The organism is Variovorax endophyticus (assembly GCF_025376855.1).
Lineage (GTDB): Bacteria > Pseudomonadota > Gammaproteobacteria > Burkholderiales > Burkholderiaceae_C > Variovorax.
Map to the genome: position 1 here is coordinate 14,145 of NZ_JAHUTH010000039.1, position 26,221 is coordinate 40,365.

A 26,221-nucleotide genomic window follows, 5' to 3' on the forward strand; every position below is an offset into this window, starting at 1 on the left:
TGTCGCCGTCATTCGGAAATATCTCCATGGAGTTCGATCAGCCCATGTCCCTCCCCCCGTCTACCGAGCTGCGCCCCGACTCGCGCTCGGTGCGCGCCGCGCGCCGAGCCCGCGCCGCCCTCAGCCGTGCCTCGCGCCGCGCCGTCATGGCCGCCGCCGTCGCGCTGGGCGCCACCTTCCTCGTGAGCAACAACGCCTTCGCCGCGCCCGCCGTGGGCCAGCAGGCGCCCGACTTCGTCGCCGTCGACACCAGCGGCGCCAAGCACAAGCTGTCCGACTTCGCGGGCAAGTTCGTGGTGCTCGAATGGACCAACCCCGGCTGCCCCTTCGTGCGCAAGCACTACGGCAGCGGCAACATGCCCGCCACCCAGAAGGCCGCCACCGACAAGGGCGTGGTCTGGCTGGCCATCAACTCCACCGAGCGCGCCGCCAGCGACTACCTGAAGCCGGCCGCGCTGGCCGACTGGATGAAGTCGCAGTCGGCCGCGCCCACGGCGGTGCTGATGGACGAGGACGGCATGATCGGCCAGGCCTACGGCGCGCGCACCACGCCGCACATCTTCATCATCGATCCCAAGGGCACGCTGGTGTATGCGGGCGGCATCGACTCCATCGCCTCGGCGCGCGTGGACGACATCAAGACCGCCGTCAACTACGTGAACCAGGCGCTCGGCGAGGCCTTCGGCAGCAAGCCGATCACGGCGGCGAGCACGCGGCCCTACGGCTGCTCGATCAAGTACAAGACCTGAGCCCGACCCCGGGCCCGTCACTCAGCAAGAGGCGCCGCGGCGCCTCATTTTCTTTGGCGCCGGCTTTGACAGGTACCTGACCGCGCGCGTCAGCTTGCGGTCGGGGAGCCCTTCCTACCCTTGGGGTGCATGCATCTCGCACGCGCATCCAGGGGACCCCACACATGACCACAGCGTCCAAAGGCGCGACTGCCTCCAGCTCCAAGTTCGCCACCGTCCTGCGCGTGACCGGCGGCAACTTCATGGAGATGTTCGACTTCTTCCTGTTCGGCTTCTACGCCACGCAGATCTCGAAGGCCTTCTTCCCGGCCGGCGACGAGTTCGCCTCGCTGATGCTGACCTTCATGACCTTCGGCGCCGGCTTCCTGATGCGGCCGCTGGGCGCGATCTTCCTCGGCGCCTACGTCGACCGCGTGGGCCGCCGCAAGGGCCTGATCGTCACGCTCGCGCTGATGGCGCTGGGCACGCTGCTGATCGCCTGCGTGCCGTCCTACGCCACCATCGGCTTCGCCGCGCCGCTCCTGGTGCTGATCGGGCGGCTGCTGCAGGGCTTCTCGGCCGGCGTGGAGCTCGGCGGCGTGTCGGTCTACCTGTCGGAGATGGCCACGCCGGGCCGCAAGGGCTTCTACGTGAGCTGGCAGTCGGCCAGCCAGCAGGTCGCCATCGTGGTGGCGGCCGCGCTCGGCTACTGGCTCAACGTGACTTTCAGCGCGCAGGAGATCGGCGACTTCTACTGGCGCGTGCCCTTCTTCGTCGGCTGCCTGATCGTGCCGGTGCTGTTCGTGATCCGCCGCTCGCTGCAGGAGACCGAGGAGTTCATGGCGCGCAAGCACCGCCCCGACGCGCGCGAGATCTTCCGCTCGATGGTCGCCAACTGGGGCCTAGTGATCGCCGGGATGATGCTGGTGTCGATGACCACCGTGTCCTTCTACCTGATCACGGTCTACACGCCCACCTTCGGCAAGGCCGTGCTGCACCTGAGCACCACCGACGCGCTGGTCGTCACGCTGTGCGTGGCCATCTCCAACTTCATCTGGCTGCCGATCATGGGCGCGCTGTCGGACCGCGTGGGCCGCAAACCCCTGTTGATCGCGTTCACCGTGCTGACCATCCTCACGGCCTATCCGTCGCTCAAGTGGCTGGTCGGCGCGCCGAGCTTCGCGCGCATGCTCGAGGTCGAGCTGTGGCTCTCGTTCCTCTACGCGAGCTACAACGGCGCGATGGTGGTGGCGCTGACCGAGGTGATGCCGGTCAGCGTGCGCACCGCCGGCTTCTCGCTGGCCTACAGCCTCGCGACCGCGCTGTTCGGCGGCTTCACGCCGGCCGTGGCCACCGGCCTGATCGAGATGACCGGCGACAAGGCCGCGCCGGGCCTGTGGATGACGGCGGCCGCGATCTGCGGGCTGGTCGCGACACTGGTGCTCTACCGGCGCAACGTGAGCCCGGCCGACGCGCGGCGCGTGCCGGCGGTCTGACGGGCGCGCGGCGGGGGCCCTGCGACAATCGCCCGATGCCCTTCGCCCCCCTGCAAAACGACACCTTCCTGCGAGCCTGCTGGCGCCAGGCCACCGACCACACGCCCGTCTGGCTGATGCGCCAGGCCGGCCGCTACCTGCCCGAGTACGTCGCCACCCGCGCGCGGGCCGGCAGCTTCATGGGACTGGCCACCAACGTCGACCACGCGACCGAGGTCACGCTGCAGCCGCTGGCGCGCTATCCGCTCGACGCGGCGATCCTGTTCTCCGACATCCTCACCGTGCCCGACGCGATGGGCCTGGGCCTCTCGTTCGAGGCCGGCGAGGGCCCGCGCTTCGCGCGCCCGCTGCGCGACGAGGCGGCCGTGGCCGCGCTCGAGGTGCCCGACATGGACAAGCTGCGCTACGTCTTCGACGCCGTGGCCTCGATCCGCAAGGCGCTCGACGGCCGCGTGCCGCTGATCGGCTTCTCGGGCAGCCCCTGGACGCTGGCCTGCTACATGGTCGAGGGCGCGGGCTCGAGCGACTACCGGCTCGTGAAGAGCATGCTCTACGGCCGCCCCGACCTGATGCACCGCGTGCTCGCGATCAACGCCGATGCCGTGGCCGCCTACCTCAACGCCCAGATCGACGCCGGCGCGCAGGCCGTGATGGTGTTCGACAGCTGGGGCGGCGTGCTGGCCGACGGCGCGTTCCAGCAATTCAGCCTGGCCTACACCGCGCGCGTGCTCGCCGGCCTCAAGCGCCACGGCCCCGACGGCCAACCGGTGCCGCGCATCGTCTTCACCAAGGGCGGCGGGCTCTGGCTCGAGGACATGCGCGCGCTCGACTGCCAGGTGCTCGGCGTGGACTGGACCGTGAACCTCGGCGCCGCGCGCCGCCGTGTGGCCGAGGGCAGCGACGGCCAGGCCAAGGCGCTGCAGGGCAACATCGACCCCAACGTGCTGTTCGCGCCGCCCGCGCGCATCGAAGCCGAGGTGGCGAAGGTGCTGCAGGCCTTCGGTGCGCCGCACACCGACCGCGCGACCGCCGGGCCGACCCACATCTTCAACCTGGGCCACGGCATCAGCCAGTTCACGCCGCCCGAACACGTGTCGGCGCTGGTGCAGGCGGTGCACGCGCAATCGCGCCGGCTGCGGCAGCCCGCCTGACACGGCCCGCCAGCCGCCGGCCGCAGCCACCCGCCAGCGTGGCGGATGTGGAAAAGAAGATGGCCAGAATGCGGCGCAGCGGCTTTGTCAAGGCCCAAAACGGGCTTCGGCGACCGACTTATGCACAAAACGCGTGTTGCAGTGCGCAAGATTGCGTTAGGCGGTCCTGGCGCCGCTACCAAAGCAATAGCGAAGCTAAGTTGTTGATTTATATGGAGTTTGAACTTTGCCCTTTTTGCGGGCAATCCAGCCAGAGCCTTGATTTTCAAGGCTTGGCGACGAGTCCAGCCCGGTTTTCAACAAAGTTATCCACAGAAACTCTGGACGGGCCGCAAAGCACTGAAAAATCAACGACTTAAGTGACTTTGCTCAACACTGCTTTAACAAACCCCGCCAACGAGGACACCATCCCAAGCCGCCCCATTCCCAGCGAAGACCTGCTCGGCGAGCCGACGAACGGCGGCCCCGACACGTCCGGCGCCGCCTTGCCCTGGCGCATCGACGTGGCGGTGCAGACGCCCGCGCACAGCGCGCTGGGCGACGTGCTGAGCTATGGCGGCGACGCGCCGCTGCCGGCCGGCACGCTGGTGCGGGTGCCGCTGGGCCGGCGCGAGGTGCTCGGGGTGGTCTGGCATGCCGAGGCGCGGACGGCCGAGCAGCTGGCCGCGCCCGACCTGGCGCTCAAGCCGGTGGGCGCCGCGCTCGACGCGCTCGCGCCGCTGGGCCCGGCCTGGCGCGACCTGGTGGCCTTCGCCGGGCGCTACTACCAGCGCTCGATCGGCGAGATCGCGCTGGCCGCGCTGCCGCCGCAGCTGCGCGACCTGAGCACGGTGCAGCTCGCGCGCCGGCTCAAGCGCAAGGGGGCCGACGACGAGGCCGCGGCCGACACCGGCACGCCCTCCCCGGTCGAGCCCAGCCCCGAGCAGGCGGCCGCGCTCGCGCGCATCGAGGCCGAGGAAGGCCCGTTCCTGCTGGCCGGCAGCACCGGCAGCGGCAAGACCGAGGTCTACCTGCGCTGCGTGGCCGCGCTGCTGGCGCGCTCGCCCGAGGCGCAGGCGCTGGTGATGGTGCCCGAGATCAACCTCACGCCGCAGCTCGAGGCCCGCTTCAAGGCGCGCTTCGGCGCGCAGGCGGTGGTGTCGCTGCACAGCGGCATGACGAACCCGCAGCGCCTCGCGAGCTGGCTGGCCGCGCACGCGGGCGCCGCGCGCATCGTGCTGGGCACGCGCATGGCGGTGTTCGCCTCGATGCCGAAGCTGGCGCTGATCGTGGTCGACGAGGAACACGACCCGAGCTACAAGCAGCAGGAAGGCGCGCGCTATTCGGCGCGCGACCTCGCCGTGTGGCGCGGCCACCGCGAGAAGGTCAAGGTGATCCTGGGCTCGGCCACGCCCTCGCTCGAAAGCTGGCACCAGAGCCGCCCGGCGGCCGACGGCGACCCCGGCGGGCGCTACGTGCGGCTGGCCATGCCCTCGCGCATCGGCGCGGGCGAGCTGCCCACGGTGCGGCTGGTCGACATGACGCTGCAGCCCGCGAAGACCGTGCTCTCGGCCACGCTGCTCGATGCCATCGGCCAGCGCATCGCGCGCGGCGAGCAGAGCATGATCTTCCTCAACCGGCGCGGCTATGCGCCGGTGCTGGCCTGCGGCGACTGCGGCTGGAAGAGCGAGTGCCCGCACTGCAGCGCCTACCGCGTGTTCCACAAGATCGACCGCACGCTGCGCTGCCACCACTGCGGCTACACCGAGCGCGTGCCGCGCGCCTGCCCGGTCTGCGGCAACCTCGACATCGCGCCCGTGGGCCGCGGCACCGAGCGGCTCGAGGAGCACCTGGCCGAGCTGTTCTCGGCCGTGAAGCGGCCCGACGGCAGCGCGGTGAGCATCGCGCGCATCGACGCCGACAGCACCAAGAAGCAGGGCGCGCTCGAATCGCAGCTCGCGGCGGTGCACGCGGGCGAGGTCGACGTGCTGGTCGGCACGCAGATGATCGCCAAGGGCCACGACTTCCGCCGCATCACGCTGGTGGCCGCGGTCAACCCCGACGGCGCGCTGTTCTCGAGCGACTTCCGCGCGCCCGAGCGGCTGTTCAGCCTGCTGATGCAGTCGGCCGGCCGCGCGGGCCGCGATGCCGCCTACCTGGCCACGCAGGGCAGCACGGCCGAGATGTGGATCCAGACGCACCATGCGCAGCATCCGCTGTTCCAGGCGCTGCGCCGGCACGACTACCCGGCCTTCGCGGCGCAGCAGCTCGAGGAGCGGCAGGCCGCAGCGATGCCGCCCTTCGCCTACCAGGCGCTGGTGCGCGCCGATGCGCGCACGCAGGAGGCGGCGCAGGCCTTTCTCAACGCGGCGAGCGCCGCGGCCGATGGACTGGAGGGAGCGGCGCAAGTGATGCGCTATCCGGCCGTGCCGCTGGCGATCCAGCGCGTGGCCAACGTGGAGCGCGCGCAGATGCTGTTGGAGAGCGCGTCGCGCGCCGCGCTGCAGCGCATGCTCGCGCTGTGGCAACCGCAGCTGCATGCGTTGCGGCGCACGCCCGAGGGCAAGGGCGTGATCCGCTGGCTGATCGACGTCGATCCGCAGGGGATCTGAACCTCGTCGCCATGGGCCCGCGCTCAGTGCAGGCTCATCGGCTCCTTGCCCATCTCGACATAGCGCAGTTCGCGGTCCGCATGGCGCCGCCGCGCGACGCTGCCGGGCCAGGCGAACACCACCAGGCTCAGCGCGCCGAGCGCGAGCGCCGACGCCGTGCCGAGCTTGCCGGCCTGCCAGAGCCAGCCCGCGCCGGCGAGCCACGCCAGCCATAAAAGAATTCGGAACAGTGTTGCCATCATCGTGCGAGCTCCCATGCCATCTTCCGGTCTGCGGCCCACTTTAGCAGCGCGGATGCGAACTCAAGCATTCATCCGAAGTGGTATCGGGTAGCTATGTCTTACGGCCGGCATGGGGCGCGGGAAAAATTCTGAAAAAAGAGTTGACGCCGTGCGAGCGGCGCTGCAAAAGACTCCGTGGAGGAGTCCGCGACGCGGCGCTCCTCCGGGCCCCGGGCGCCCATCGAGCCCGCTCTCCAGAAGGCAAAGGTCGCTCGTGAAACCGCTCCATTTCGCAAGTGGGATTCTGTCTGTCGCGGCCTCCGCTTGGGCCTGCTTCCTCATGCTCGCACCCGTGGCCGCGCACGCCGCCGAGATCGAACGCCAGGGCCGGCTGCTGCTGGTCTCGGGCATGCTCGACGGCAGCGAGCTCGCGAGCTTCATCGACCACCTCAACAGCGGCACGGTGCGCACCGTGGTGCTGGAAGACTCCCTTGGCGGCACCGCCGAGGCGGCCGGCGCCTATGCCGACGCGATCCGCGCGAGCGGCGTCGAGACCGAGGTGCGCGGCCAGTGCATGGCGGCCTGCGCCTACGCCTTCCTCGCGGGCAAGACGCACCGCTTCAGCGACGGCTTCCAGGTCAACGGCCTGATGCTGCCCGTGGCGGCGCGGCCCACGGCCGCCGAACTCGCGGTGCGCTGGCGCGACGACGCGCACAGGACACCGGCCGACTTCACGACGGGCGCCAATGCGCCCAAGGTGATCGAGGCCTCGGCCGACGGCCGTGGCGCGCACGACAACTGGCAGCCCGAGCACGGCGTGCTGTTCACCGCCAGCCCCTCGCTGTTCGGCCGCATCTACAACGCCTTCTATTGCGACGGCACGCAGGGCCGCGATTTCTCGAAGTGCGAGCGCCTGCCCGATGCCGATCCTTTCAAGCTCGGTGTGCTGAGCCCGTAAGACGCTTCACTTCAGCAAGCCGACCGCCAGCGGAAAGCTGAAGAAGGCCGCCACCGTCGTCCACAGGATGATGCGCGCGATGCGCCCGTTGTCGGCGCCGAAGCGCTCGGCCAGCATCGACACGTTGCTCGCGCTCGGCAGCGCCGCCACCAGCACGATCGCCACCAGCGCCGGCTCCGACAGCGGCAGGCCCAGCGCGATCGCCGCGAGCCCCAGTCCCCACACCAGCAGCGGGTGCGCGAGCAACTTCACCAGCACCACCGGCAGCACGTCGGCCAGCGGCGCCTTCGGCAGGGGCCGCGCGCCGCTGCCCATGGCCTGGGCCACGGCCGCGCTCGCGCCATGCTCGCGCGCCACCAGCGCCGAGCGCGCGAGCACCGCGCCGATGGTGAACAGGGCCACCGGCGAGGCCGCATCGGCCAGCATCGCCACCGTGCGCTCCACCGGGCCCGGCAACTTCCAGCGCGCGGCCGACAGCAGCACGCCGAGCAGGATCGACCACGGCATCGGATTGACCAGGATGCCGCGCAGCGCCTGGCGCGCGGCCTGCCGCGGCCCGTGGTGCGTCCCGCTCCCGCTGGCGCCGTCGAGCCGCGACAGCGCGATGCACAGCGAGGAGGTGACCACGAGGTCGAAGGCGATGGTGATGATCATCGGCCCGGCCGCCTGCGCGCCGAGGATGGCCACCAGCAGCGGCACGCCCATGAAGCCGGTGTTCGGGAAGGCCGCCACCAGCGCGCCGAAGGCGGCGTCGTTCCAGCCGATGCGCGCGTTGCGCGTGAACGCCACCACGCAGCCCACCACCAGGAGCGCGCTCAGGCCCCAGACCAGCGCGACGCTGCCGTCGAGCAGCTGGCCGATCGGCGTGCCGGCGCCGAAGCGCAGCAGCATGCAGGGCAGCGCGAAGTAGAGAACGAAGGTGTTGAGGCCGGGGATCGCATCGAGCGGAAGGATGCGGGCACGGGCGGCGCCGTAGCCGGCGGCGATCAACGCGAAGAAGGGAAAGGTAACGAGAAATACGGGCAGCACGGCGCGATTGTCGCCGCCGGCCCCGGCCCTCGCCGAAGGCCGCCGATGCCCCTTTACGGTGCGTTTACCGCGCTTCCCACATCGCGGTATCGGCCGACGCCGCGGCCCCTGCGGCGCCCGTATCATTGCGCGCTTTCGCGCCCGCCGCGCCCCGCGGCCCCTGCCGGCTCCCCCTCCCCTTTCCATGTCCCACGGTCTCAATCTCGCGCAACAAGAAGCGGTCAACTACATGCACGGCCCCTGCCTCGTGCTCGCGGGCGCGGGCTCGGGCAAGACGCGGGTGATCACGCACAAGATCGCGCGCCTGATCCAGGCCGGGCTCGAGCCCCAGCGGATCGCGGCCATCACCTTCACCAACAAGGCCGCCGCCGAGATGCGCGAGCGCGCCAAGGGGCTGATCGGGCGCGATGCCAAGAAGGTGGTGATCTGCACCTTCCACGCGCTGGGCGTGCGCATGATGCGCGAGGACGGCGCGGTGCTGGGCCTGAAGTCGCAGTTCAGCATCCTCGATGCCGACGACGTGACCAAGATCCTCAAGGACGCGGGCGGCACCAGCGACCTCGCCACCGCGCGCATCTGGCAGTGGACCATCAGCAAGTGGAAGAACATGGGCCTGAACGCGGCCCAGGCCGAGGCCATCGCGGCCGACGACAACGAGCGCATCACGGCCACCATCATGGCGCGCTACGAGGAGCGCCTGGCCGCCTACCAGAGCGTGGATTTCGACGACCTGATCGGCATGCCGCTCAAGCTGCTGCGCGACTTCGAGGAAGTGCGCAACAAGTGGCAGGCCACGCTGGGCCACATCCTGGTGGACGAATACCAGGACACCAACGCGACCCAGTACGAGGTGCTCAAGGCGCTGTCGGGCACGCGTGGCCACTTCACGGCGGTGGGCGACGACGACCAGTCGATCTACGGCTGGCGCGGCGCCACGCTCGACAACCTGCGCAAGCTGCCGGTCGACTACCCGACGCTCAAGGTCATCAAGCTCGAGCAGAACTACCGCTCGACCAGCGCCATCCTGCGCGCGGCCAACAACGTGATCGGCCCCAACCCCAAGCTGTTCCCGAAGACGCTGTTCTCCGAGCTCGGCGAGGGCGAGCCGGTGCGCGTGGTCGACTGCGACAGCGAGATGCACGAGGCCGAGCGCACGGTGGCGCGCCTCGTGAGCCTGCGCGAGACCTCGACCCACAAGGAGTTCCGCGACTTCGCGATCCTCTACCGCGCCAACCACCAGGCACGCGTGTTCGAGCAGGCGCTGCGGCGCGCGCAGGTGCCCTACAAGGTCTCGGGTGGCCAGAGCTTCTTCGACCGCGCCGAGATCAAGGACCTCTGCGGCTGGTTCCGCCTGTGGGTCAACAACGACGACGATCCCGCGTTCCTGCGCGCCATCACCACGCCCAAGCGCGGCATCGGCCACACCACGCTGGCGGCGCTGGGCACCTTCGGCAGCCAGTACAAGCTGAGCCTGTTCGAGGCGCTGTTCTCGTCCTCGCTGCCCAGCGTGATGCCCAAGCGCGCGCTCGAAAGCCTGCACGAGTTCGGCCGCTACATCAACGACCTCGAATACCGCGCGCGCCAGACCCTGGGCGCCGAGAACGCGCGTGCCTTCCTCGACACCTGGCTCAAGGAGATCGAGTACGAGAAGCACCTCTACGACGGCGAGGACAGCGAGCAGGCCGCGGCCACGCGCTGGACCAACGTGATGGAGTTCTGCGACTGGATGGCGCAGCGCTGCGGCGGCGAGCTCGACGACGCGGCCGGCGTCAACAACACCAGCGAGCCCAAGAGCCTGCTCGAGGTGGCGCAGACGATCTCGCTGCTGTCGACCATCAGCGAGCGCGAGCAGGACCAGAACGTGGTCACGCTCTCGACGCTGCACGCATCCAAGGGCCTCGAGTGGCCGCACGTGATGCTGATCGGCTGCAACGAGGGCCTGCTGCCCTTCAAGCTCGACGACGACGACGGCCGCCAGCAGCAGGTCAGCGAGAGCACGCTCGAGCGGCTGCAGGAAGAGCGCCGGCTGATGTACGTGGGCATCACGCGCGCGCAACGCAGCCTCGCGGTGAGCTGGACCAAGCGCCGCAAGAAGGGCCGCGAGATGGTGCTCGCGCAGCCCAGCCGCTTCATCGCCGAGATGGCGCTCGACAAGAGCACCACGCGCGAGGACCCGCGCGAGAAGCTCAAGGCGCTGCGCGCCGAGTTCGCGCGCAAGGCTCAGGAAGGCGCGGCCGCCGCCGCGGCCTCGTCGACCGCGCCATGAAGCGGCCCGTTCGAGGACTGGCCCTCGCGGCCCTCGCCCTTGCGGCTTCGACCGGCGCGCTCGCCCAAGCCAGCGCCTGCCCCGAGAGCGTGCAGGACCTGCCGCCCGAGGCGCTCTACGGCCGCTGGGAGGCGCGCTTCGACGGCCTGCCGGCCGTGGCCGTCGTGCAGCTGGGCCGCCATCCCGAATACGCCGGCGTGCGCGGCACCGTCGCGCGCCCCGCCGCCACCGGCCGGCCGGCCGCGGTAGCGCAACTGGCGGGCGACATCGGCGACGACGGCACGCTGGCCATCGACGAATCGCTCGACGGGCGCAGCATCAGCGGCGTCTGGGTCGGCGCGATGGCGCCCGGCGGCTGCGGCCGCGAATTCCGCGGCACCTGGCGCGATGCCACCGATGAGAGCACGCATCCCTTCGTGCTGACGAAAAAGGAAGGGTCGGGGAAATGAACACCACCATGCAAGGCCGCCTGCGCGCGATCCTGGCCACCGCGGCGCTGCTGCTGGCCGGCGCCGCGCAGGCGCAGGCCGTCGATCAGCCCAAGAGCCCGCTGGCCGACAACCAGCTCACCTGGCAGAGCTGCGCCGCGCTCGGCGCCGACAACGCCGCGCGGCTGGCCTGCTACGACCGCTGGGCCCAGCAGCAGACGCTGCCCTCGGTGTCGGTGCCGGTCGCGCCGCCGGTGCTCGCCAACACCCAGCCCGCGCCGCCGGTCGACGGCTCGATCCCGGCCACGCGCGTGGTCTCGGTCGCCACCACCGAGGGCTGCCGCGACCGGCAGTACTCGGCGCTGTCGCGCTTCTGGGAACTCGAGACCGCCACCGACTGCGGCACCTTCGGCTTCCGCGGCTACCGGCCGCTCAACGTCTCGGTCTCGGCCGCGACCCACAAGCCCGACACGCCCACTTCGCCCTCGGCCGGCCACACCGCCGACCCGGTGGCCTACCAGGCCAACGAGATGCGCATCGGCCTGTCGGTGCGCACCAAGCTCGCGCAGGGCCTGCTGACGCAGAACGACCCGATCAGGAAGGACTCGCTGTGGTTCGCCTACACACAGCAGTCGACCTGGCAGCTGTTCAACGGCGCGATCTCGCGGCCCTTCCGCACCACCGACCACGAACCCGAGCTGATGTATGTCTACCCGACCGACTTCAAGCTGCCAGGCGGCTGGCGCTGGCGCTACACCGGGCTGGGCATCGTGCACCAGTCCAACGGCCAGAGCCTGCCGCTGTCGCGCAGCTGGAACCGCGTCTACCTGATGGGCGGCGCCGAGCTCGACGACCGCTTCAGCATCACGGGCCGGATCTGGAAACGCCTGTCGGAGAACCCGGAGAAGGACGACAACCCCGACATCGCCGACTACGTCGGCCGCGCCGAGATCACCGGCCGCTGGAACCTCGACCGCAACAACACGCTGGGCATCACGGTGCGCAACAACCTGCGCGACAGCGGGCGCGGCTCGGTGCGGCTCGAGTGGATGAAGGCGATCGGCGATCCGACGAAGAGCAACCTGCGCTTCCACACGCAGCTGTTCCACGGCTACGGCGACACGCTGGTGGACTACAACCGCAAGCGCACGGTGTTGAGCATCGGCCTGAGCCTGGTCGACTTCTGATGTCCGCGAACCCACGGAGACCTTTTCCATGAGCACCGAACTGTCCCCCGTCGACGCCACGCAGCGCGAGATCATCGCGGCGCTGTCCGTCGCGCCCGTGTTCGACGCCGCCGCCGAGCTCGAGCGGCGCGTCGAGTTCCTCGCCGCCTACCTGCGCCGCACGGGCCTGTCGACCTATGTGCTGGGCATCAGCGGCGGCGTGGATTCGCTGACCGCCGGCTGCCTCGCGCAGCGCGCGGTCGAGCGGCTGCGCGCCGAGGGCCGCGAGGCCACCTTCATCGCGATGCGGCTGCCCTACGGCGTGCAGAAGGACGAGGCCGAGGCGCAGGCCTCGCTGGCCGTGATCCGCCCCGACCGCCTGCTGACGGTGGACGTGCGGCCCGCGGCCGACGCGATGCTCGCGGCGCTCAAGGCCGGCGACCTCGCCTTCCGCGACGCGGCGCACGAGGACTTCGTGCTCGGCAACATCAAGGCGCGCCAGCGCATGATCGCGCAGTTCGCGGTGGCCGGTGCCCACAACGGCATCGTGATCGGCACCGACCACGCGGCCGAGGCGCTGATGGGCTTCTTCACCAAGTTCGGCGACGGCGCGGCCGACATCACGCCGCTGACCGGCCTCAACAAGCGCCGCGTGCGCGCGGTGGCGCAGCTGCTCGGCGCGCCCGATGCGCTGGTCTACAAGGTGCCCACGGCCGACCTCGAGTCGCTGGTGCCGGGCAAGCCCGACGAGGACGCCTTCGGCGTGACCTACGAGCAGATCGACGACTTCCTCGAGGGCAAGCCGGTATCGGCCGCGGCGCGCGAGATCATCCTCGCGACGCACCGCAAGAGCGCGCACAAGCGCGCGCTGCCGGTCGAGCCGCCGGCGGCCTGAGCTACGGCGGCCCGCCGGGCCGCGCCACCGACTGCGCGCGGAACTCGCGCGGCGTCAGCCCCATGTGCTGCTGGAAGCGCCGGCTGAAATAGACCGCGTCGGCGAAGCCGCATTGCCGCGCGATGTCGGCGATGCGGCCGTCCGAGGCCAGCAGCAGTTCGCGCGCGCGCTCCAGCCGCCTTTCGGTCACGAGCTCGGTGAAGGTGCGCTGGGTCTGCTTCTTCAGCAGGTGCGCGAGGTAGTTCGGCGACAGCATCGCGGCCGCGGCCGCGTCGTTGAGCGACATCTCCTCGCCCAGGTGCTCGCGCACGTAGTGCAGCACGCGCTGCAGCGCATCGCGCCGCGAGCTGTGGCCGCGGTGGCGCGCCGCCTGCTCGCGCAGCGCCGCCTCGTGGCGGCGGCAGGCCAGCGAGAGCAGCTGCAGCAGGATGCCGCGGATCGCGCCGCCGGCCGCGAAGCGCCCTTCGCGGTTGAGCGCCGACAGCTCCTCGAGCCAGCCGAGGATGCGCGCGAAGTCCTCGGCCTCGAAGCGGAAGTCCACGTACTCCTGGAACAGGAAAGGCGCGAGCTCGGGATGGCGCGCGATCGGCACCTCCTCGAGATCGAGCGGCTCGACCGCGAGCTCGGGCCAGAGGAAGGACTGGTCGAAGTTGACGATGGCGTAGCGCGCGCCCGGCGGATGCGGCACCACGTGCAGCCGGTACGGCAGCACGAAGCTCAGGTGGCCCGCGCCGAAGGGCCGCGCAGCGCCGCCGATCAATTGCCGCGACTCGCCCTCGATGCCGACCTGGATCTGGAAGTACTCGTGGCGGTGCGGGCGCGCGAGCACGTCGCGCGCGCCCTCGAAGCGGATGTCGAAATCGAGGTGGTCGGCGCGCTCCTGCATGCCGTAGAGGCGATGGCTCGAGCTCGAAGCGGGCATCGCGCGATGGTACGTCCGGGCTCCGGGTGTTGCCTGCGTCCTGCTTTTGCGTAGATGCGTGCGCAAGCGCGCGCACCCGGGCTCCCAGAATCGTCCGGCTACTACCGAAGGAGACCGACATGAGCAATTCCTCCCGCCGCGGCCTGCTGGCCGGCGCCGCCATGGCCACCGGCGCCATCGCCGGCTGCGCGCTGCCCGCGGGCGCCGCGCGCAATGCGAAGACGCCGTTCGACGTGCCAGCCGCGACCATCCCGATCGCCGGCAGCGACCAGGTGTTCCCGGTGCGCCGCATCTACTGCATCGGCCGCAACTACGCCGCGCATGCGCGCGAGATGGGCTCCGACCCGACGCGCGAACCGCCCTTCTTCTTCCAGAAGCCGGCCGACGCGGTGCAGGTGGTGCTGCCCGGCACCGTGGCCGACCACCCCTATCCCACGCTGACGAAGAACTACCACTACGAGGCCGAGCTCGTGGTGGCGCTCGGCAAGGGCGGGCGCGACGTGTCGATCGACGATGCGCTGGGCCTGGTCTACGGCTACTCGCTGGGCCTGGACATGACGCGGCGCGACCTGCAGCGCGGCATGGGCGATCAGAAGAAGCCCTGGGAGATCGGCAAGAGCTTCGACCATTCGGCACCCGTGGGCCCGATCCATCCGGTGGCGCAGGTCGGCCACTTCAGCGACGGCGCGATCTGGCTCAAGGTCAACGGCGAGACGAAGCAGAGCGCCACGCTCAAGCACATGATCTGGTCGGTGGCCGAGCAGATCAGCCGGCTGTCGCAGGCCTTCGAGCTGCAGCCCGGCGACATCATCTACGCGGGCACGCCCGAGAACGTGGGCCCGGTGGTGCGCGGCGACCTGATCGAGATCCACATCGACGGGCTGCCGAACCTGTCGGTCAAGGTGGTCTGAGGCCATGAGGAACACGACACGCATCCTCTGCACGGCCCTGCTGGCCGGCCTCGCGCTCGGCGCCCAGGCCGCGGGCATGAAGGTCAGGTCGAGCGCCTTCGCCGACGGCGCGACCATGCCGAAGATCCATGCGGGCGACGCGCCGGGCTGCGGCGGCCAGGGCGTGTCGCCGCCCGTGGCCTGGAGCGACCTGCCCGCGGGCACGCGCTCGGTCGCGGTGCTGATGAGCGATCCCGATGGCGGCAAGGGCCTCGGCGTCTCGCACTGGGTGGCCTACAACATCCCGGCCGCCAAGGGGCAACTGCGACAGGGCGAGGGCCAGGCGGCGAACGCCGAGTTCAGCGTCGGCAAGAACGTGGCCGGCGCCACCGCCTACCGCGGCATGTGCCCGCCGGCCGGCGACCTGCCGCACCACTATGTGCTGACGGTGATCGCCACCGAGGTCGAGCCGGGCTCGCTGCCCGAGGGCCTCACGCGCGAGGAACTGCTGGCGGCGCTCAAGGGCCGCACGCTGATGGGACAGAGCGTGGTGGGCCTCTACGGGCAGTGAGCAACGGGGCGCGGCTCAGCTGCTCTGCCGCACCACCAGTTCGAAGCCCAGGTCCACGGTGCGCCGCGCGTCCGCCACGGGCTCGTCGCGCATCAGCGCGAGCAGCATGCCGGCCGCGCGTTCGCCGATCTCGCGGCGCGGCGTGCGCACGGTGGTCAGCGGCGGCAGCATCTGGTCGCTGCCGCCGAGGTCGTTGAAGCCCGCGATCGCCACGCGCTCGGGCACCGGCACGCCGGTGCGCAGCGCGGCCAGCAGCCCGCCCTGGGCGAGGTCGTCGTTGCAATAGAAGATCGCGTCGAGGTCGGGATGGCGCGCGAGCAGTTCCTCGAACTGGCGCCCGCCGAGCGCGAGCGAGGTGGGCCCGGGCGTCAGCAACTCGAGCGCCGGATCGTGGCAGCCGGCCGCGCGCAGCGCCTCGCGGTAGCCGGCCAGGCGCTGCAGCACGCGCGGATCGAGCTGGCCCGCGGCATAGGCGATGCGGCGGCGGCCGCGCGCGAGCAGGTGCTCGACGATGGCGCGGCCCGCGTCCTGCTGCGAGAAGCCCACGCTGTGGATGCCGGGCGCTTCCGAGGTCTCCATCAGGTGCACGCAGGGCGCGTCGCTGGCCTCGAGCAATCGCGTGGCGCCCGCGCTGCGGTCGAAGCCGGTCAGCAAGAGGCCCGCTGGCCGCTGCGAGAGGTAGCTGCGCAGCAGCGCCTCCTCCTGCGCGGGGTCGTAGTGGGTCACGCCGATCAGCGACTGGAAGCCGTGCGGCGCCAGCGTGTCCTGCACCGCCTCGAGCAGCTCCACGAACAGCTGGTTGGTCAGCGAAGGAATCAGCACCGCCACGTGCGAGCTGCGCGCCGAGGCCAGCGCGCGCGCCGCCACGTTGGGCACGTAGCCGAGCTCGTCGACCGCGGCCTGCACCCGCGCCTTCAGCTCGGGCGCCACGTTGCGCGCGCCGCGCAGCGCGCGCGAGACGGTGATCGGGCTCACGCCCGAGACGCGCGCCACGTCGTCGAGGGTCACGCGGCTGGAAGAACGGGAGCGCGGGCGCTCGGGGACATCGGCCATGGCGAAATCTAGGGTTACTACCGATCCGGGATTGGACAGCGCTGTCCTAGGATAGCGCTGTCCCGGCCCTTGCCGCCTCGGAAAAACCCGAGGATGCTTCAGAGGCTGGTTTTTTTGGGTTGTGCAGGATAGCGCTATCCCGACCCCGCCGGCCGCTTTTGCAGCGCCCGGCTTCAGGAGACAGACATGTTCGGAATGAGCAAAGAGGTGTTCCTGCTCGTCGACGCCCTGGTGGCGATCCTCGGGCTCATCCTTCTGATCACGCGCTGGCGCGTGCACCCCTTCATCGCGCTGACCCTGGCCGCGGGCTTCCTCGGCCTGACCTCGGGCATGCCGGTGGACCTGGTGATGAAGTCCTTCCAGGACGGCTTCGGCGGCGTGCTGGGCTTCGTGGGCATCGTGCTCGGCCTGGGCACCATGCTCGGCAAGATGATGGCCGAGTCGGGCGGCGCCGACCGCATCGCGCGCACGCTGATCGACGCCTTCGGCAAGGAGCGCGTGCACTGGGCGATGATGTTCGCGGCCTTCCTGGTCGGCATCCCGCTGTTCTTCGAGATCGGCTTCGTGCTGCTGATCCCGCTGGTGTTCATCGTGGCGCGGCGCACCGGCGTGTCGCTGATCCGCATCGGCATTCCGCTCCTGGCGGGCCTGTCGGTGGTGCACGGCCTGGTGCCGCCGCATCCGGGGCCGCTGCTGGCCATCGGCGTGTTCGGCGCCGACATCGGCAAGACCATCTTCTACGGCCTGATCGTCGGCCTGCCCACCGCGATGATCGCGGGCCCGATCTTCGGCAAGTTCATCTCGAAGTACGTGCCCGGCGAGGCCTCGCCCGAGCTGCTCGAGCAACTGGCGCGCGAGCCCGAGGCGCGCGAGCTGCCGGGCTTCGGCGTCACGCTGCTGACGGTGCTGCTGCCCGTGGGGCTGATGCTTTTGAAGACCTTCGCCGACGTGGCGCTCGACGAGAAGAACATCGTGCGCCAGTGGATGGACTTCATCGGCCATCCGATCACCGCGCTGCTCGCGGCGCTCCTGCTGTCGCTCTACACCTTCGGCTATGCGCGCGGCTTCACGAGCAAGCAGATCATGAAGTTCGTCGACGACAGCCTGGCGCCCACGGCGGCCATCGTGCTGATCATCGGCGCGGGCGGCGGCTTCAAGCAGATGCTGGTGGCCAGCGGCGTGGGCAACGCGATCGGCCACATGGCGCTGAACGCGCAGGTCTCGCCGATCCTGCTGGCCTGGCTGGTCGCGGGCCTGATCCGCATCGCCACCGGCTCGGCCACGGTCGCCACCATCACGGGCGCGGGCATCGTCGCGCCGCTGGCCACCATGGTGCCGGGCGTGAACCGCGAGCTGCTGGTGCTGGCCACGGGCGCGGGTTCGCTGATCCTGTCGCACGTCAACGACGCGGGCTTCTGGCTGGTCAAGCAGTACTTCAACATGACGGTGGCCGAGACCTTCAAGACCTGGACCGTGATGGAAACGCTGATCTCGGTCGTCGGCATCGTCTTCATCATGCTGCTGAGCATGGTGGTCTGAGGAGGAAGCACCCATGGGCCGCACCGTCATCGGCGTCGACATCGGAACCACCAGCACCAAGGCCGTGGCCTTCACCCCCGCCGGGCGCGTGCTGGCCCATCACACGGTCGGCTACCCGCTGCTCGCGCCCGAGGCCGGCGCCGCCGAGCAGGATCCCGAGCAGATCTTCCAGGCCGTGCTCGCGGCCATCGCGGGCTGCGTGCAGGAGAGCAAGGCCGCGCCCGCCGACGTACTCGCCGTGTCCTTCAGCGCGGCCATGCACAGCCTGATCCTGGTCGACGGCGCGGGCGCGCCGCTCACGCCCAGCATCACCTGGGCCGACCAGCGCGCCGCGCCCTGGGCCGAGCGCATCCGCGACGAATGGGACGGCCTGGCGATCTACCGCCGCACCGGCACGCCGATCCACCCGATGTCGCCACTGGCCAAGCTGGTCTGGCTGCGCCACGAGCGCGCCGAGCTGTTCGCGCGCGCCGAGCGCTTCGTCGGCATCAAGGAGTACGTGTTCTTCCGGCTGTTCGGCCAGTGGCAGGTCGACCACTCGATCGCCTCGGCCACGGGCCTCTTCAACATCGAGCGGCTGGCCTGGGACGAGGGCGCGCTCGCGCTGGCCGGCGTGCGCGCCGAGCAGCTCTCGCGGCCGGTGCCCACCACCTGGCATGTGGAGGGCCTGGCGGCCGACGTCGCGGGCAAGCTCGGCCTGGCCGAGCACACGCCCTTCGTGATCGGCGCCAACGACGGCGTGCTGTCGAACCTCGGCGTCAACGCGGTGTCGCCCGGCGAGGTGGCCGTGACCATCGGCACCAGCGGCGCGATGCGCACCGTGGTCGACCATCCGATGACCGACCCCGAGGGCCGCACCTTCTGCTATGCGCTGGCCGAGCGGCGCTGGGTGGTGGGCGGTCCGGTGAACAACGGCGGCATCATCCTGCGCTGGGTGCGCGACGAGTTCGCCGCGGCCGAGGCCGAGACCGCCAAGCGCCTGGGCATCGACACCTACGAGGTGCTCACGCGCATCGCCGAACGCGTGTCGGCCGGCAGCGAGGGGCTGGTGTTCCATCCCTTCCTCACCGGCGAGCGCGCGCCCTACTGGAACGCCAACCTGCGCGGCTCCTTCTTCGGCCTGGGCATCCACCACCGCAAGGAGCACATGATCCGCGCGGTGCTCGAGGGCGTGATCTTCAACCTGCACAGCATCCTGCCGGCGGTCGAGGCGATCGCGGGCCGCAGCGCCCACATCAAGGCCACGGGCGGCTTCGCGCGCTCTGGCATGTGGCGCCAGATGATGGCCGACGTGTTCGACCGCGAGGTGGTCGTGCCCGAGAGCTTCGAGAGCTCCTGCCTCGGCGCCGCGGTGCTCGGGCTCTATGCACTGGGCCATGTCGATTCGCTCGACGTGGTGGCGGGCATGGTCGGCGCCACGCACCGCCATACGCCCAACGCGCGCAACGCCGCGCTCTACCGGCAGCTGCTGCCGGTGTACCTCTCGCTGCCGCGCAAGCTCGGCGAGGAATACCGGCTGCTGGCCGCGTTCCAGCAGCAGACGGCCGCGCCGCCGCCGCCGCGCCGCAGCTGAGGCGCCATTCCCATTCGTCCGTTGGAGATTCGGTCTTGCTGAACACGATCCCCCCGGCCTCCGCCTCCCGGCCCCACACGCCCAGCGCGCCGCGCCCCAAGCTGCCGCTGCCCGCGGTGGCACCGCGCCCGCGCGGCGGCGCGCGCGCCCGCGCGCTCGATGCGCGGCGCAACGCGGCCGCCGCCACGCCCGAGCCGGCCGACACGCGCGTCACCATCCACTGCGAAGGCTCGCCCACCTCGTCGGCGCGCGGCCAGGAAACGAACTGCCTGCACGAGCACGAGCTGCACCTGATCGGCGCCGCGCCCGCGCGCCTGCGCGTGGGCCAGGGCATCGACGAGGAAACCCATCGCTTCGCGCCCGGCAGCCTGGTGCTGCTGGGGCCGCGGCTGCCGCACAGCCTCGCCTTCGAGCACCATCCGCTGCACGGCGGCGGCAATGCCGGCGGCCTGGTGCTGCGCTTCGGCGACGAGCCGCTGCGCCGCGGCATGGAACTCTTTCCCGAACTGCGCGACGCCGCGCCGCTGCTGGCGCGCGCGCGGCAGGGCGTGCATTTCGTGGGCCTGGGCGAAGGCATCGTCTCGCGGCTGCGGCGCATCGAGATGCTGCAGGGCCTGGCGCGCTTCGCCGAGTTCACGGTGCTGCTCAACGAGCTCTCGCAATGGTCCGAGTACCGGCTGCTGGCCGACGCCGCCTTCACCGACGATTCGCTCGGCGAGCATGGCGCCGCGCTGCGCATCCACAAGGCGCTCGACCACATCCGCGACAACTATGCCGAAGGGCTGTCGCTGGCCGAGGTGGGCGCCATCGTCGGCATGCGCGAGAACGCCTTCTCGCGCAGCTTCCGCCGCGCCACCGGCCAGACCTTCACCGACTTCGTGATCGGCCTGCGCGTGGCGCGCGCCTGCCGCCTGCTGGCCTCCACGCGCCAGCACGTGAGCAGCATCTGCTACGAGGTGGGCTTCAACAACATCTCGAACTTCAACCGGCACTTCCGGCGCATCAAGGGCATGACGCCGGGCGAGTTCCGCGCCGCGGCGCGCAGCTGAGGAAGATTCGTCGCTCACGGCCTACAGACACGGTCCGCCGATCGGATCAAGGTCGGGCCATGACACATCCGATCGAACTCATCGTGGACGAGCCGGCACCCGGATCCTTTGTCTGGCGCCTGCTGGAGACCGACGACGGCGGGGGCCATCCCCGCGTGCTGCGCAGCGCCTTCGACCCTGCCGACAGCTACGAAGTGGCGCTCGCCAGCGGCGAACGCGCGCTGCACAGCGAGATACGCCAGCGCACGGCCACCGCGGCCTGAGCGCCGCTGTCCCGCGCCGGTTCTCCATCGCACCCTGCCCGCTGTCGGCATCGGATGACACGGCCGTGCGCCGTGTGACCGCGCGACCGTGCCGGCCCGCACCTTACGGTGCTCCACAGGCCTCGGCATTCCGCCGATCGAGCCCCGCTTTTTTCTTCCATCCCTTTCGTCTTGAAGGAGACCCCATGACCGCCACCACCAGCGACCAAAGCAAGCTCTGGGACCTGATCAAGGACACGCGCTTCGGCATGCTCACGCACCGCCACGGCGACGGCCAGCTGCACAGCCATCCGCTGACCACGCAGAACAAGGACGGCGACGAGGCCGGCACGCTGTATTTCTTCGTGCCGAAGAACGGCGACATCGCGCGCCACGTCGCGAGCGATCCGGTCGTGAACATCGCCTATGCCAACACCGACAGCGACAGCTACGTGTCGGTGTCGGGCCGCGCCGAACTGCGCGAGGACGCGGCCAAGAAGCGCGCCCTCTTCAGCAAGATGGTCGAGGCCTGGTTCCCGAAGGGCGTGGACGATCCCAACCTCGGCCTGCTGGCCGTGAACGTGGTCGAGGCCGAGTACTGGGACGTGGACGACAGCAAGATGGTCCAGCTCTACAAGATGGCCAAGGCCGCCCTCACCGGCGAACCGCCGAAGAACCTCGGCGAGCACAAGAAGGTCGCGGTCTGAGGGCAGCCGGAACGATGACGGAGGCAACGACCGCACAAGCCGCCGGCACGCCCGGCGCCACGGCCCCCGCGCCAGCGCCGCATCGCTGGCAGTTCATGCGCGCCGGCGGCGTCGACCAGGTGGTGTTCCGCAACGGCGAGGACATCGCGCGCATCGCCGAGCTCGACCAGAAGCTCTGGGTCGCGCTGGCCTGCCCCACGCGCGGCATCGATTTCGATCCGCGCACGCTGGACCTGATCGACACCGACCATGACGGCCGCGTGCGCCCGCCCGAGGTGATCGCGGCCTGCCAGTGGGCCTGCGAGCGGTTGCGCAGCGCCGACGTGCTGCTCTCGGGCGGCGGCACGCTGTCGCTCGACGACCTCGATGGCGCGAAGGCGCCCGGCGCCGAGCTCGCGAAGGAGGGCCGGCGCATCCTCGACCTGCTCGGCAAGGAGGGCACCAACACCCTCACGCTGGCCGACATCTCCGACCGCGGCGAATGGCTGGCCTCGATGCGCTTCAACGGCGACGGCGTGGTGACGCCCGAGACCGCCGAGGACGAGGCGCTGCGCGCGACCATCGCCGAGGCGATGCGCAGCCACGGCAGCACGCCCGATCGCCACAAGCAGACCGCCGGCATCGACCGCGCGCGCGCCGAGGCCTTCATGGCCGACGCGGCCGCGATGCGCGACTGGTACGCCAAGGGCAGCGATGCCGCGCTGCTGGCGCTGGGCGACCGCACCCTGGCAGCGGCCGAGGCCATGCGCAAGGTGGCGGCCAAGGTCGACGACTTCTTCGCGCGCTGCCGCGTGGCGGCCTACGACGTGCAGGCCGTGACGGCGCTCAACCCCTCGCCCGAGGCCTACGACGCGCTCGCGGGCCACACGCTCGATGCCAACGCGCACCCGATCGCCGAGCTGCCGCTGGCGCCGATCACGCCGCACCGCTCGCTGCCGCTGCGCGGCACCAGCCTCAATCCGGCCTGGGCCGAGGCCATCGCGGCCTTCGCGCGCGATGCGGTCGCGCCGCTGCTGGGCGAGCGCGACAGCCTCGAGGACGAGCAATGGCAGGCGCTGCGCCAGCAGCTCGGCGCCTGCGAGGGCTGGATCGCGTCGCGGCCGGCCAATGCGCTCGCGGCCCTGCCGCGCGAGCGCATCGAGGCGCTGCTCGCCACGCGCGAGGCGCTGCTCGCGCTGATCGCCGAGGACGAGGCGGCCGAGACCCACAACAAGCTGCTGGTCGACCTCGAGAAGCTGCTGCGGCTGCAGCGCGACCTCAAGCTGCTGCTCGACAACTTCGTCTCTTTCAAGGCCTTCTACCGGCGCGAGGGCGCGATCTTCCAGGCCGGCACGCTCTACCTCGACGGGCGCAGCTGCGAGCTCACGGTGCAGGTGCAGGACACGGCCAAGCACGCGGTGCTCGCGGGCCTCGCGAAGACCTGCCTGGCCTACTGCGACTGCACGCGGCAGGGGCAGAAGATGAGCATCGTCGCGGCCTTCACCGCGGGCGACGTGGACTTCCTGTTCGTCGGGCGCAACGGCGTGTTCTACGACCGCCAGGGCCGCGACTGGGACGCCACCATCACCAAGCTGATCGAGAACCCGACCAGCGTGGCGCAGGCCTTCTTCGCGCCCTACAAGAAGTTCGTCCGCATGATCGAGGAACAGGTGGCCAAGCGCGCGGCCGCGAGCGAGGCCGGCTCGCAGACCGCGCTGCAGTCGCTGGCCGGCAAGGTCGCGACCGCCGACCAGGCCGCGGGCGCCGATCCCGCGAAGGCGCCGGCCAAGCCGCCGCTGCCCGCCACCAGCCGCGTCGACGTCGGCACGGTGGCCGCGATCGGCGTGGCGCTCGGCAGCATCAGCGCGGTGCTGGTCGGCATCTTCGGCAAGTTCATCGACCTGGGGCAGTGGATCCCGGTGGCGCTGGTCGGCATCGTGATCGCGATCTCGGGCCCGAGCATGCTGATCGCCTGGCTCAAGCTGCGCCAGCGCAGCCTGGGCCCGATCCTCGACGCCAGCGGCTGGGCCATCAACGGCCGCATGAAGGTCAACGTGCGGCTCGGCGGCATGCTGTCGCAGACCGCGCACGTGCCGCCGGGCGCACGGCGGATCGCGCCCGATCCCTACCGCGAGCGGCACGGGCTCACGGGCGCGGTGGCCGCCGCCTGCATCGTCGGCGCGGTGGCGGTGCTGGCCTGGCGCATGGACTGGCTCGACGAGCGTCTGCCGCCCCGGCTGCAGCACGATCCGGCCGCGGCGAGCGCGCCGGGCGCCTGAGCCGCGCCAAGAGTCGAGCCAATAATCGGGCCATGACCAGGCCCGATGCCGCCCCGCCCTGCTGGCACTACGCGCCGGCGCCGCACGGCGGCGTCGAGCTTGCCCGCTGGCGGGGCACGCAGGTGCCGCTGCTGCAGGCGCACTTCCATCGCGAGACGCAGCTGAGCTTCGTGCTGCGCGGCAGCCGCGTCGTCGAGGCCGGCGGCCAGCGCTTCGAGCTGCGCGCGGGCGACTGCCTCGCGATCCCGGCGGGCGTGGCGCACCGCGGCCTCGCGCATGCGCACGAGGGCACGGTCTGCCTCAACGTCTACATGCCGGCCGAAAACGCGAGCGCGGGCACGGCCGGCGTGCTCGAGTGGCACGGGCCGGTGTCGGGGATCGCGCGCCGGCTCGGGCTGAGCCGCGAGGCCTTCACGCGCCGCTTCGCCGCGCAGACCGGGCTGCCGCCGCATGCCTGGCGGCTGGTCGACCGGCTCAACGTCGCGCGCGAGCGGCTGCGCGGCGATGCCGATCTGGCGGATCTCGCGCTCGAGCTGGGCTTCACCGACCAGAGTCACCTGGGCCGCCACTTCCGCCGCGTGTTCGGCGTGTCGCCGGGCCGCTACCGGCGCGGCATGCGGCCCCGCGCACAAACGTCCTAGATCGGCGCCGCGCGCGTTCCTAGCATCCCGTCTTTTCGCACGGGAGGTGGGCAATGGAACCGAGGGTCATGGCGCTGCTGTTCGCGGCCGGCGCGGTGGGCGGCGCGGTCAACGCGATCGCGGGCGGCGCCACGCTGATCACCTTCCCGGCCATGCTCGCGGCCGGCCTGCCGCCGGTGGTGGCCAATGCATCGAACGCGGTCGCGATCTCGCCGGGCCATCTGCTCGCCGCGGTGGCCGACCGCGAGAGGCTGCCAGCGGCCGACCGCCGGCTCGCGCTCTCGCTGGCGGCCGCCACGCTGGGCGGCATCGCGGGCGCGCTGCTGCTGCTCGCGCTGCCCGCGGCCGCGTTCCTGCAGCCGGTGCCGCTGCTGATCGGCCTCGCGACCGCGCTGTTCGCGTTCGCGCCGCGGATCCAGGCCTGGGCCGCGCGGCGGCGCGAAGGTGCGGCGCCGAACGCGCTCGCGGGCACGGCCGCGCTGGCCGCCGTCTCGGTCTATGGCGGCTTCTTCGGCGCGGGACTCGGCGTGATGCTCAGCGCGCTGCTGGCGATCGAGGATCCCGACGACATCCGGCGCGTGAAGGTGATGAAGAACCTGCTGGCCACCGCCGTGAGCCTGGCGGCCATCGTCATCTTCGTGGTGCAGGGCGTGGTGCACTGGGGCGCCACGCTCGCGATGCTGGCCGGCGCGCTGCCGGGCGGCTGGGCCGGCGGTCACCTGGTGCGGGTGCTGCCAGCGCGGGCGGTGCGGCGCGCGGTGATCGCGGCCGGCCTCTTCATGAGCGCCTACTACGCGGCGCGCATCTGGTTCTGAAGCCCGCTTCAGTCGATCAGCTGCGCCTTCATCGCGTAATAGGTGAGATCGCTGTTGGTGTTGAGATGCAGCTTCTCGAGCAGCCGCGTGCGGTAGGTGCTCACGGTCTTGACCGACAGCGACAGCGCGTCGCCGATGCTGCCCACCGACTCGCCCTTGGCCAGCTTGAGGAACACCTGGAACTCGCGCTCCGACAGGTGCTTGTGCGGCGGTGCGTCGTCCTTGCGGTCGAGCTGGTTGGCGAGGATCTCGGCCACCGAGGGCGTGATGTAGCGCCGGCCCAGCGCCACGGTGCGGATCGCGTTGGCGATCTCCTCGGGCTCGCAGTCCTTGTTGAGGTAGCCCGAGGCGCCCTGGCGGATCAGGTTCACCGCGTAATGTTCCTCGGGGTAGGCGCTGAGCACGAGGATGCCGAGGTCGGGGGCCTTCGCGCGGATCATGCCCAGCGCGTCGATGCCGCTCTGGCCGGGCATCGACAGGTCCATCAGCAGCACGTCGAGTTCGGTGGTGCGCACGAGGTCGATCGCCTCGCGGCCCGACGATGCCTCGCCGGCGACGCGGAATTCGACGAAGCCCGAGAACAGCGCCTTGAGGCCCTCGCGAACCACGGCATGGTCATCCACTATTCCGATCTTGATCATGATGCGTTTCTCCTGGTCCATTCACATAAGGCGCCCGGAATTCGGGCAGGGCGCAACGATGCCATAGTGAAGGCCGGTCCGGCAGGCCCCGGGACCAACACGGGCCCTTGTCCTGCACGGGAATGGAACGGCGTCTTGCGCGATCGACGGACTGCGCCGACACGGCACCGCCCGCGGCTGCGAAAAGGGTGGGAAAGGCGGGATTCCTTGGCTTTCGACACGGCCTCTCGCCTGTGCCCGGCCTTCGGACGCGCGGCGCATTCCCCGCGCGGGCACGCGGTGCCGTCCGACAGACGCATCTACTTACGCTGGTTAGCTTGGGATGCAATCCCTTCATCCACCACACACATTCATTCGGCACAGCCCTGCCGCCTGTCGCATCGACGTCCCG

The 26,221-nt window shown here is 70.8% G+C and carries 24 protein-coding genes; 19 read left to right on the forward strand and 5 right to left on the reverse strand.

The window, feature by feature from the left end:
* The first annotated feature begins 44 nt into the window (after positions 1-44).
* The 4 genes from KV106_RS35210 (at position 45) to KV106_RS35225 (ending at position 5,966) form a co-directional block, all read left to right on the forward strand.
* Entirely contained in the window at positions 45-749 is a 705-nt protein-coding gene (locus KV106_RS35210) for a redoxin domain-containing protein (RefSeq protein ID WP_261216376.1), read from the forward strand.
* A gap of 164 nt (positions 750-913) precedes the next feature.
* Entirely contained in the window at positions 914-2,224 is a 1,311-nt protein-coding gene (gene tcuC / locus KV106_RS35215; RefSeq protein WP_057593199.1) for an MFS transporter, read from the forward strand.
* A gap of 35 nt (positions 2,225-2,259) precedes the next feature.
* The gene (gene hemE / locus KV106_RS35220; protein WP_261216377.1) at positions 2,260-3,375 is read left to right on the forward strand and encodes a uroporphyrinogen decarboxylase; all 1,116 of its coding nucleotides are present in this window, start codon (positions 2,260-2,262) and stop codon (positions 3,373-3,375) included.
* 485 nt (positions 3,376-3,860) lie between these two features.
* Positions 3,861-5,966, forward strand: coding sequence for a primosomal protein N' (locus KV106_RS35225; RefSeq protein ID WP_261216441.1), 2,106 nt, complete (start codon positions 3,861-3,863; stop codon positions 5,964-5,966).
* 23 nt (positions 5,967-5,989) lie between these two features.
* Here the strand turns inward: KV106_RS35225 and KV106_RS35230 are convergent, their stop codons facing one another.
* Positions 5,990-6,208, reverse strand: coding sequence for a hypothetical protein (locus KV106_RS35230; RefSeq protein ID WP_261216378.1), 219 nt, complete (start codon positions 6,206-6,208; stop codon positions 5,990-5,992).
* A gap of 319 nt (positions 6,209-6,527) precedes the next feature.
* On the opposite strand from KV106_RS35230, the gene KV106_RS35235 reads away from it, so the two are divergent.
* A complete protein-coding gene (locus KV106_RS35235; RefSeq protein ID WP_261216379.1) occupies positions 6,528-7,145 on the forward strand; it encodes a hypothetical protein in 618 nt (205 codons plus the stop codon).
* A gap of 6 nt (positions 7,146-7,151) precedes the next feature.
* Here the strand turns inward: KV106_RS35235 and KV106_RS35240 are convergent, their stop codons facing one another.
* Complete coding sequence (locus tag KV106_RS35240; RefSeq protein WP_261216380.1) at positions 7,152-8,174, reverse strand: AEC family transporter; 1,023 nt, start codon at positions 8,172-8,174, stop codon at positions 7,152-7,154.
* Between the two features lie 184 nt (positions 8,175-8,358).
* Here KV106_RS35240 and KV106_RS35245 point away from each other — a divergent pair, with 184 nt between their 5' ends.
* From KV106_RS35245 to nadE, 4 genes are read left to right on the forward strand one after another with little or no spacing between them, the layout of a single operon-like run.
* A complete protein-coding gene (locus KV106_RS35245) occupies positions 8,359-10,440 on the forward strand; it encodes an ATP-dependent helicase (RefSeq protein WP_057593203.1) in 2,082 nt (693 codons plus the stop codon).
* On the forward strand, positions 10,437-10,889 hold the full coding sequence (locus KV106_RS35250) for a hypothetical protein (RefSeq protein WP_261216381.1): 453 nt from the start codon (positions 10,437-10,439) through the stop codon (positions 10,887-10,889). Before KV106_RS35245 ends, KV106_RS35250 begins: the two co-directional genes overlap by 4 nt.
* Positions 10,890-10,897: 8 nt before the next feature.
* Entirely contained in the window at positions 10,898-12,055 is a 1,158-nt protein-coding gene (locus tag KV106_RS35255) for a phospholipase A (RefSeq protein ID WP_261216442.1), read from the forward strand.
* Between the two features lie 28 nt (positions 12,056-12,083).
* The gene (gene nadE / locus KV106_RS35260) at positions 12,084-12,929 is read left to right on the forward strand and encodes an ammonia-dependent NAD(+) synthetase (protein ID WP_261216382.1); all 846 of its coding nucleotides are present in this window, start codon (positions 12,084-12,086) and stop codon (positions 12,927-12,929) included.
* 1 nt (position 12,930) lies between these two features.
* On the opposite strand, the gene KV106_RS35265 is transcribed toward nadE, so the two are convergent.
* Entirely contained in the window at positions 12,931-13,851 is a 921-nt protein-coding gene (locus KV106_RS35265) for an AraC family transcriptional regulator (protein ID WP_261216383.1), read from the reverse strand.
* Positions 13,852-13,970: 119 nt separating this feature from the next.
* Between KV106_RS35265 and KV106_RS35270 the strand changes: the two genes are divergently transcribed.
* Both KV106_RS35270 and KV106_RS35275 read left to right on the forward strand, forming a co-directional pair.
* Positions 13,971-14,762 (forward strand): fumarylacetoacetate hydrolase family protein, encoded by a 792-nt coding sequence (locus tag KV106_RS35270; protein ID WP_057593206.1) that lies wholly within the window; start codon positions 13,971-13,973, stop codon positions 14,760-14,762.
* Between the two features lie 4 nt (positions 14,763-14,766).
* Positions 14,767-15,312 (forward strand): YbhB/YbcL family Raf kinase inhibitor-like protein, encoded by a 546-nt coding sequence (locus tag KV106_RS35275; protein WP_261216384.1) that lies wholly within the window; start codon positions 14,767-14,769, stop codon positions 15,310-15,312.
* A gap of 15 nt (positions 15,313-15,327) precedes the next feature.
* Here KV106_RS35275 and gntR read toward each other — a convergent pair whose 3' ends face one another.
* A complete protein-coding gene (gene gntR, locus KV106_RS35280; protein WP_057593208.1) occupies positions 15,328-16,365 on the reverse strand; it encodes an HTH-type transcriptional regulator GntR in 1,038 nt (345 codons plus the stop codon).
* A gap of 186 nt (positions 16,366-16,551) precedes the next feature.
* On the opposite strand from gntR, the gene KV106_RS35285 reads away from it, so the two are divergent.
* From KV106_RS35285 to KV106_RS35320, 8 genes are all read left to right on the forward strand, one after another.
* Complete coding sequence (locus KV106_RS35285) at positions 16,552-17,904, forward strand: GntP family permease (protein WP_057593209.1); 1,353 nt, start codon at positions 16,552-16,554, stop codon at positions 17,902-17,904.
* 13 nt (positions 17,905-17,917) lie between these two features.
* A complete protein-coding gene (gene gntK, locus KV106_RS35290; protein ID WP_261216388.1) occupies positions 17,918-19,477 on the forward strand; it encodes a gluconokinase in 1,560 nt (519 codons plus the stop codon).
* 35 nt (positions 19,478-19,512) lie between these two features.
* Positions 19,513-20,526, forward strand: a complete 1,014-nt coding sequence (locus KV106_RS35295) for an AraC family transcriptional regulator (protein WP_261216390.1) — start codon at positions 19,513-19,515, stop codon at positions 20,524-20,526.
* A gap of 59 nt (positions 20,527-20,585) precedes the next feature.
* Positions 20,586-20,789, forward strand: a complete 204-nt coding sequence (locus tag KV106_RS35300) for a hypothetical protein (protein WP_057593211.1) — start codon at positions 20,586-20,588, stop codon at positions 20,787-20,789.
* Positions 20,790-20,974: 185 nt separating this feature from the next.
* Complete coding sequence (locus KV106_RS35305) at positions 20,975-21,475, forward strand: pyridoxamine 5'-phosphate oxidase family protein (RefSeq protein WP_261216392.1); 501 nt, start codon at positions 20,975-20,977, stop codon at positions 21,473-21,475.
* 14 nt (positions 21,476-21,489) lie between these two features.
* Complete coding sequence (locus tag KV106_RS35310) at positions 21,490-23,733, forward strand: hypothetical protein (protein WP_261216393.1); 2,244 nt, start codon at positions 21,490-21,492, stop codon at positions 23,731-23,733.
* Between the two features lie 32 nt (positions 23,734-23,765).
* Positions 23,766-24,374: an AraC family transcriptional regulator gene (locus KV106_RS35315; protein WP_261216395.1), complete on the forward strand. Its 609-nt coding sequence runs from the start codon at positions 23,766-23,768 to the stop codon at positions 24,372-24,374.
* 53 nt (positions 24,375-24,427) lie between these two features.
* Positions 24,428-25,189 carry a sulfite exporter TauE/SafE family protein gene (locus KV106_RS35320; protein ID WP_261216397.1) on the forward strand — a complete coding sequence of 254 codons (762 nt, stop codon included), beginning with the start codon at positions 24,428-24,430 and terminating at the stop codon, positions 25,187-25,189.
* Positions 25,190-25,197: 8 nt separating this feature from the next.
* Here the strand turns inward: KV106_RS35320 and KV106_RS35325 are convergent, their stop codons facing one another.
* Complete coding sequence (locus KV106_RS35325) at positions 25,198-25,830, reverse strand: response regulator (RefSeq protein WP_057593235.1); 633 nt, start codon at positions 25,828-25,830, stop codon at positions 25,198-25,200.
* Positions 25,831-26,221: the final 391 nt, after the last annotated feature.

What these genes read in the sequence shown, in the direction of transcription:
- KV106_RS35250 (WP_261216381.1), top strand. Translation starts at nt 10,437, where the DNA reads ATGAAGCGGCCCGTTCGAGGACTGGCCCTCGCGGCCCTCGCCCTTGCG.
- KV106_RS35265 (WP_261216383.1), bottom strand. Translation starts at nt 13,851, where the DNA reads ATGCCCGCTTCGAGCTCGAGCCATCGCCTCTACGGCATGCAGGAGCGC.
- tcuC (WP_057593199.1), top strand. Translation starts at nt 914, where the DNA reads ATGACCACAGCGTCCAAAGGCGCGACTGCCTCCAGCTCCAAGTTCGCC.
- KV106_RS35245 (WP_057593203.1), top strand. Translation starts at nt 8,359, where the DNA reads ATGTCCCACGGTCTCAATCTCGCGCAACAAGAAGCGGTCAACTACATG.
- KV106_RS35320 (WP_261216397.1), top strand. Translation starts at nt 24,428, where the DNA reads ATGGAACCGAGGGTCATGGCGCTGCTGTTCGCGGCCGGCGCGGTGGGC.
- KV106_RS35255 (WP_261216442.1), top strand. Translation starts at nt 10,898, where the DNA reads ATGCAAGGCCGCCTGCGCGCGATCCTGGCCACCGCGGCGCTGCTGCTG.
- hemE (WP_261216377.1), top strand. Translation starts at nt 2,260, where the DNA reads ATGCCCTTCGCCCCCCTGCAAAACGACACCTTCCTGCGAGCCTGCTGG.
- gntK (WP_261216388.1), top strand. Translation starts at nt 17,918, where the DNA reads ATGGGCCGCACCGTCATCGGCGTCGACATCGGAACCACCAGCACCAAG.
- nadE (WP_261216382.1), top strand. Translation starts at nt 12,084, where the DNA reads ATGAGCACCGAACTGTCCCCCGTCGACGCCACGCAGCGCGAGATCATC.
- KV106_RS35270 (WP_057593206.1), top strand. Translation starts at nt 13,971, where the DNA reads ATGAGCAATTCCTCCCGCCGCGGCCTGCTGGCCGGCGCCGCCATGGCC.
- gntR (WP_057593208.1), bottom strand. Translation starts at nt 16,365, where the DNA reads ATGGCCGATGTCCCCGAGCGCCCGCGCTCCCGTTCTTCCAGCCGCGTG.
- KV106_RS35230 (WP_261216378.1), bottom strand. Translation starts at nt 6,208, where the DNA reads ATGATGGCAACACTGTTCCGAATTCTTTTATGGCTGGCGTGGCTCGCC.
- KV106_RS35285 (WP_057593209.1), top strand. Translation starts at nt 16,552, where the DNA reads ATGTTCGGAATGAGCAAAGAGGTGTTCCTGCTCGTCGACGCCCTGGTG.
- KV106_RS35305 (WP_261216392.1), top strand. Translation starts at nt 20,975, where the DNA reads ATGACCGCCACCACCAGCGACCAAAGCAAGCTCTGGGACCTGATCAAG.
- KV106_RS35235 (WP_261216379.1), top strand. Translation starts at nt 6,528, where the DNA reads ATGCTCGCACCCGTGGCCGCGCACGCCGCCGAGATCGAACGCCAGGGC.
- KV106_RS35275 (WP_261216384.1), top strand. Translation starts at nt 14,767, where the DNA reads ATGAGGAACACGACACGCATCCTCTGCACGGCCCTGCTGGCCGGCCTC.
- KV106_RS35300 (WP_057593211.1), top strand. Translation starts at nt 20,586, where the DNA reads ATGACACATCCGATCGAACTCATCGTGGACGAGCCGGCACCCGGATCC.
- KV106_RS35315 (WP_261216395.1), top strand. Translation starts at nt 23,766, where the DNA reads ATGACCAGGCCCGATGCCGCCCCGCCCTGCTGGCACTACGCGCCGGCG.
- KV106_RS35310 (WP_261216393.1), top strand. Translation starts at nt 21,490, where the DNA reads ATGACGGAGGCAACGACCGCACAAGCCGCCGGCACGCCCGGCGCCACG.
- KV106_RS35210 (WP_261216376.1), top strand. Translation starts at nt 45, where the DNA reads ATGTCCCTCCCCCCGTCTACCGAGCTGCGCCCCGACTCGCGCTCGGTG.
- KV106_RS35325 (WP_057593235.1), bottom strand. Translation starts at nt 25,830, where the DNA reads ATGATCAAGATCGGAATAGTGGATGACCATGCCGTGGTTCGCGAGGGC.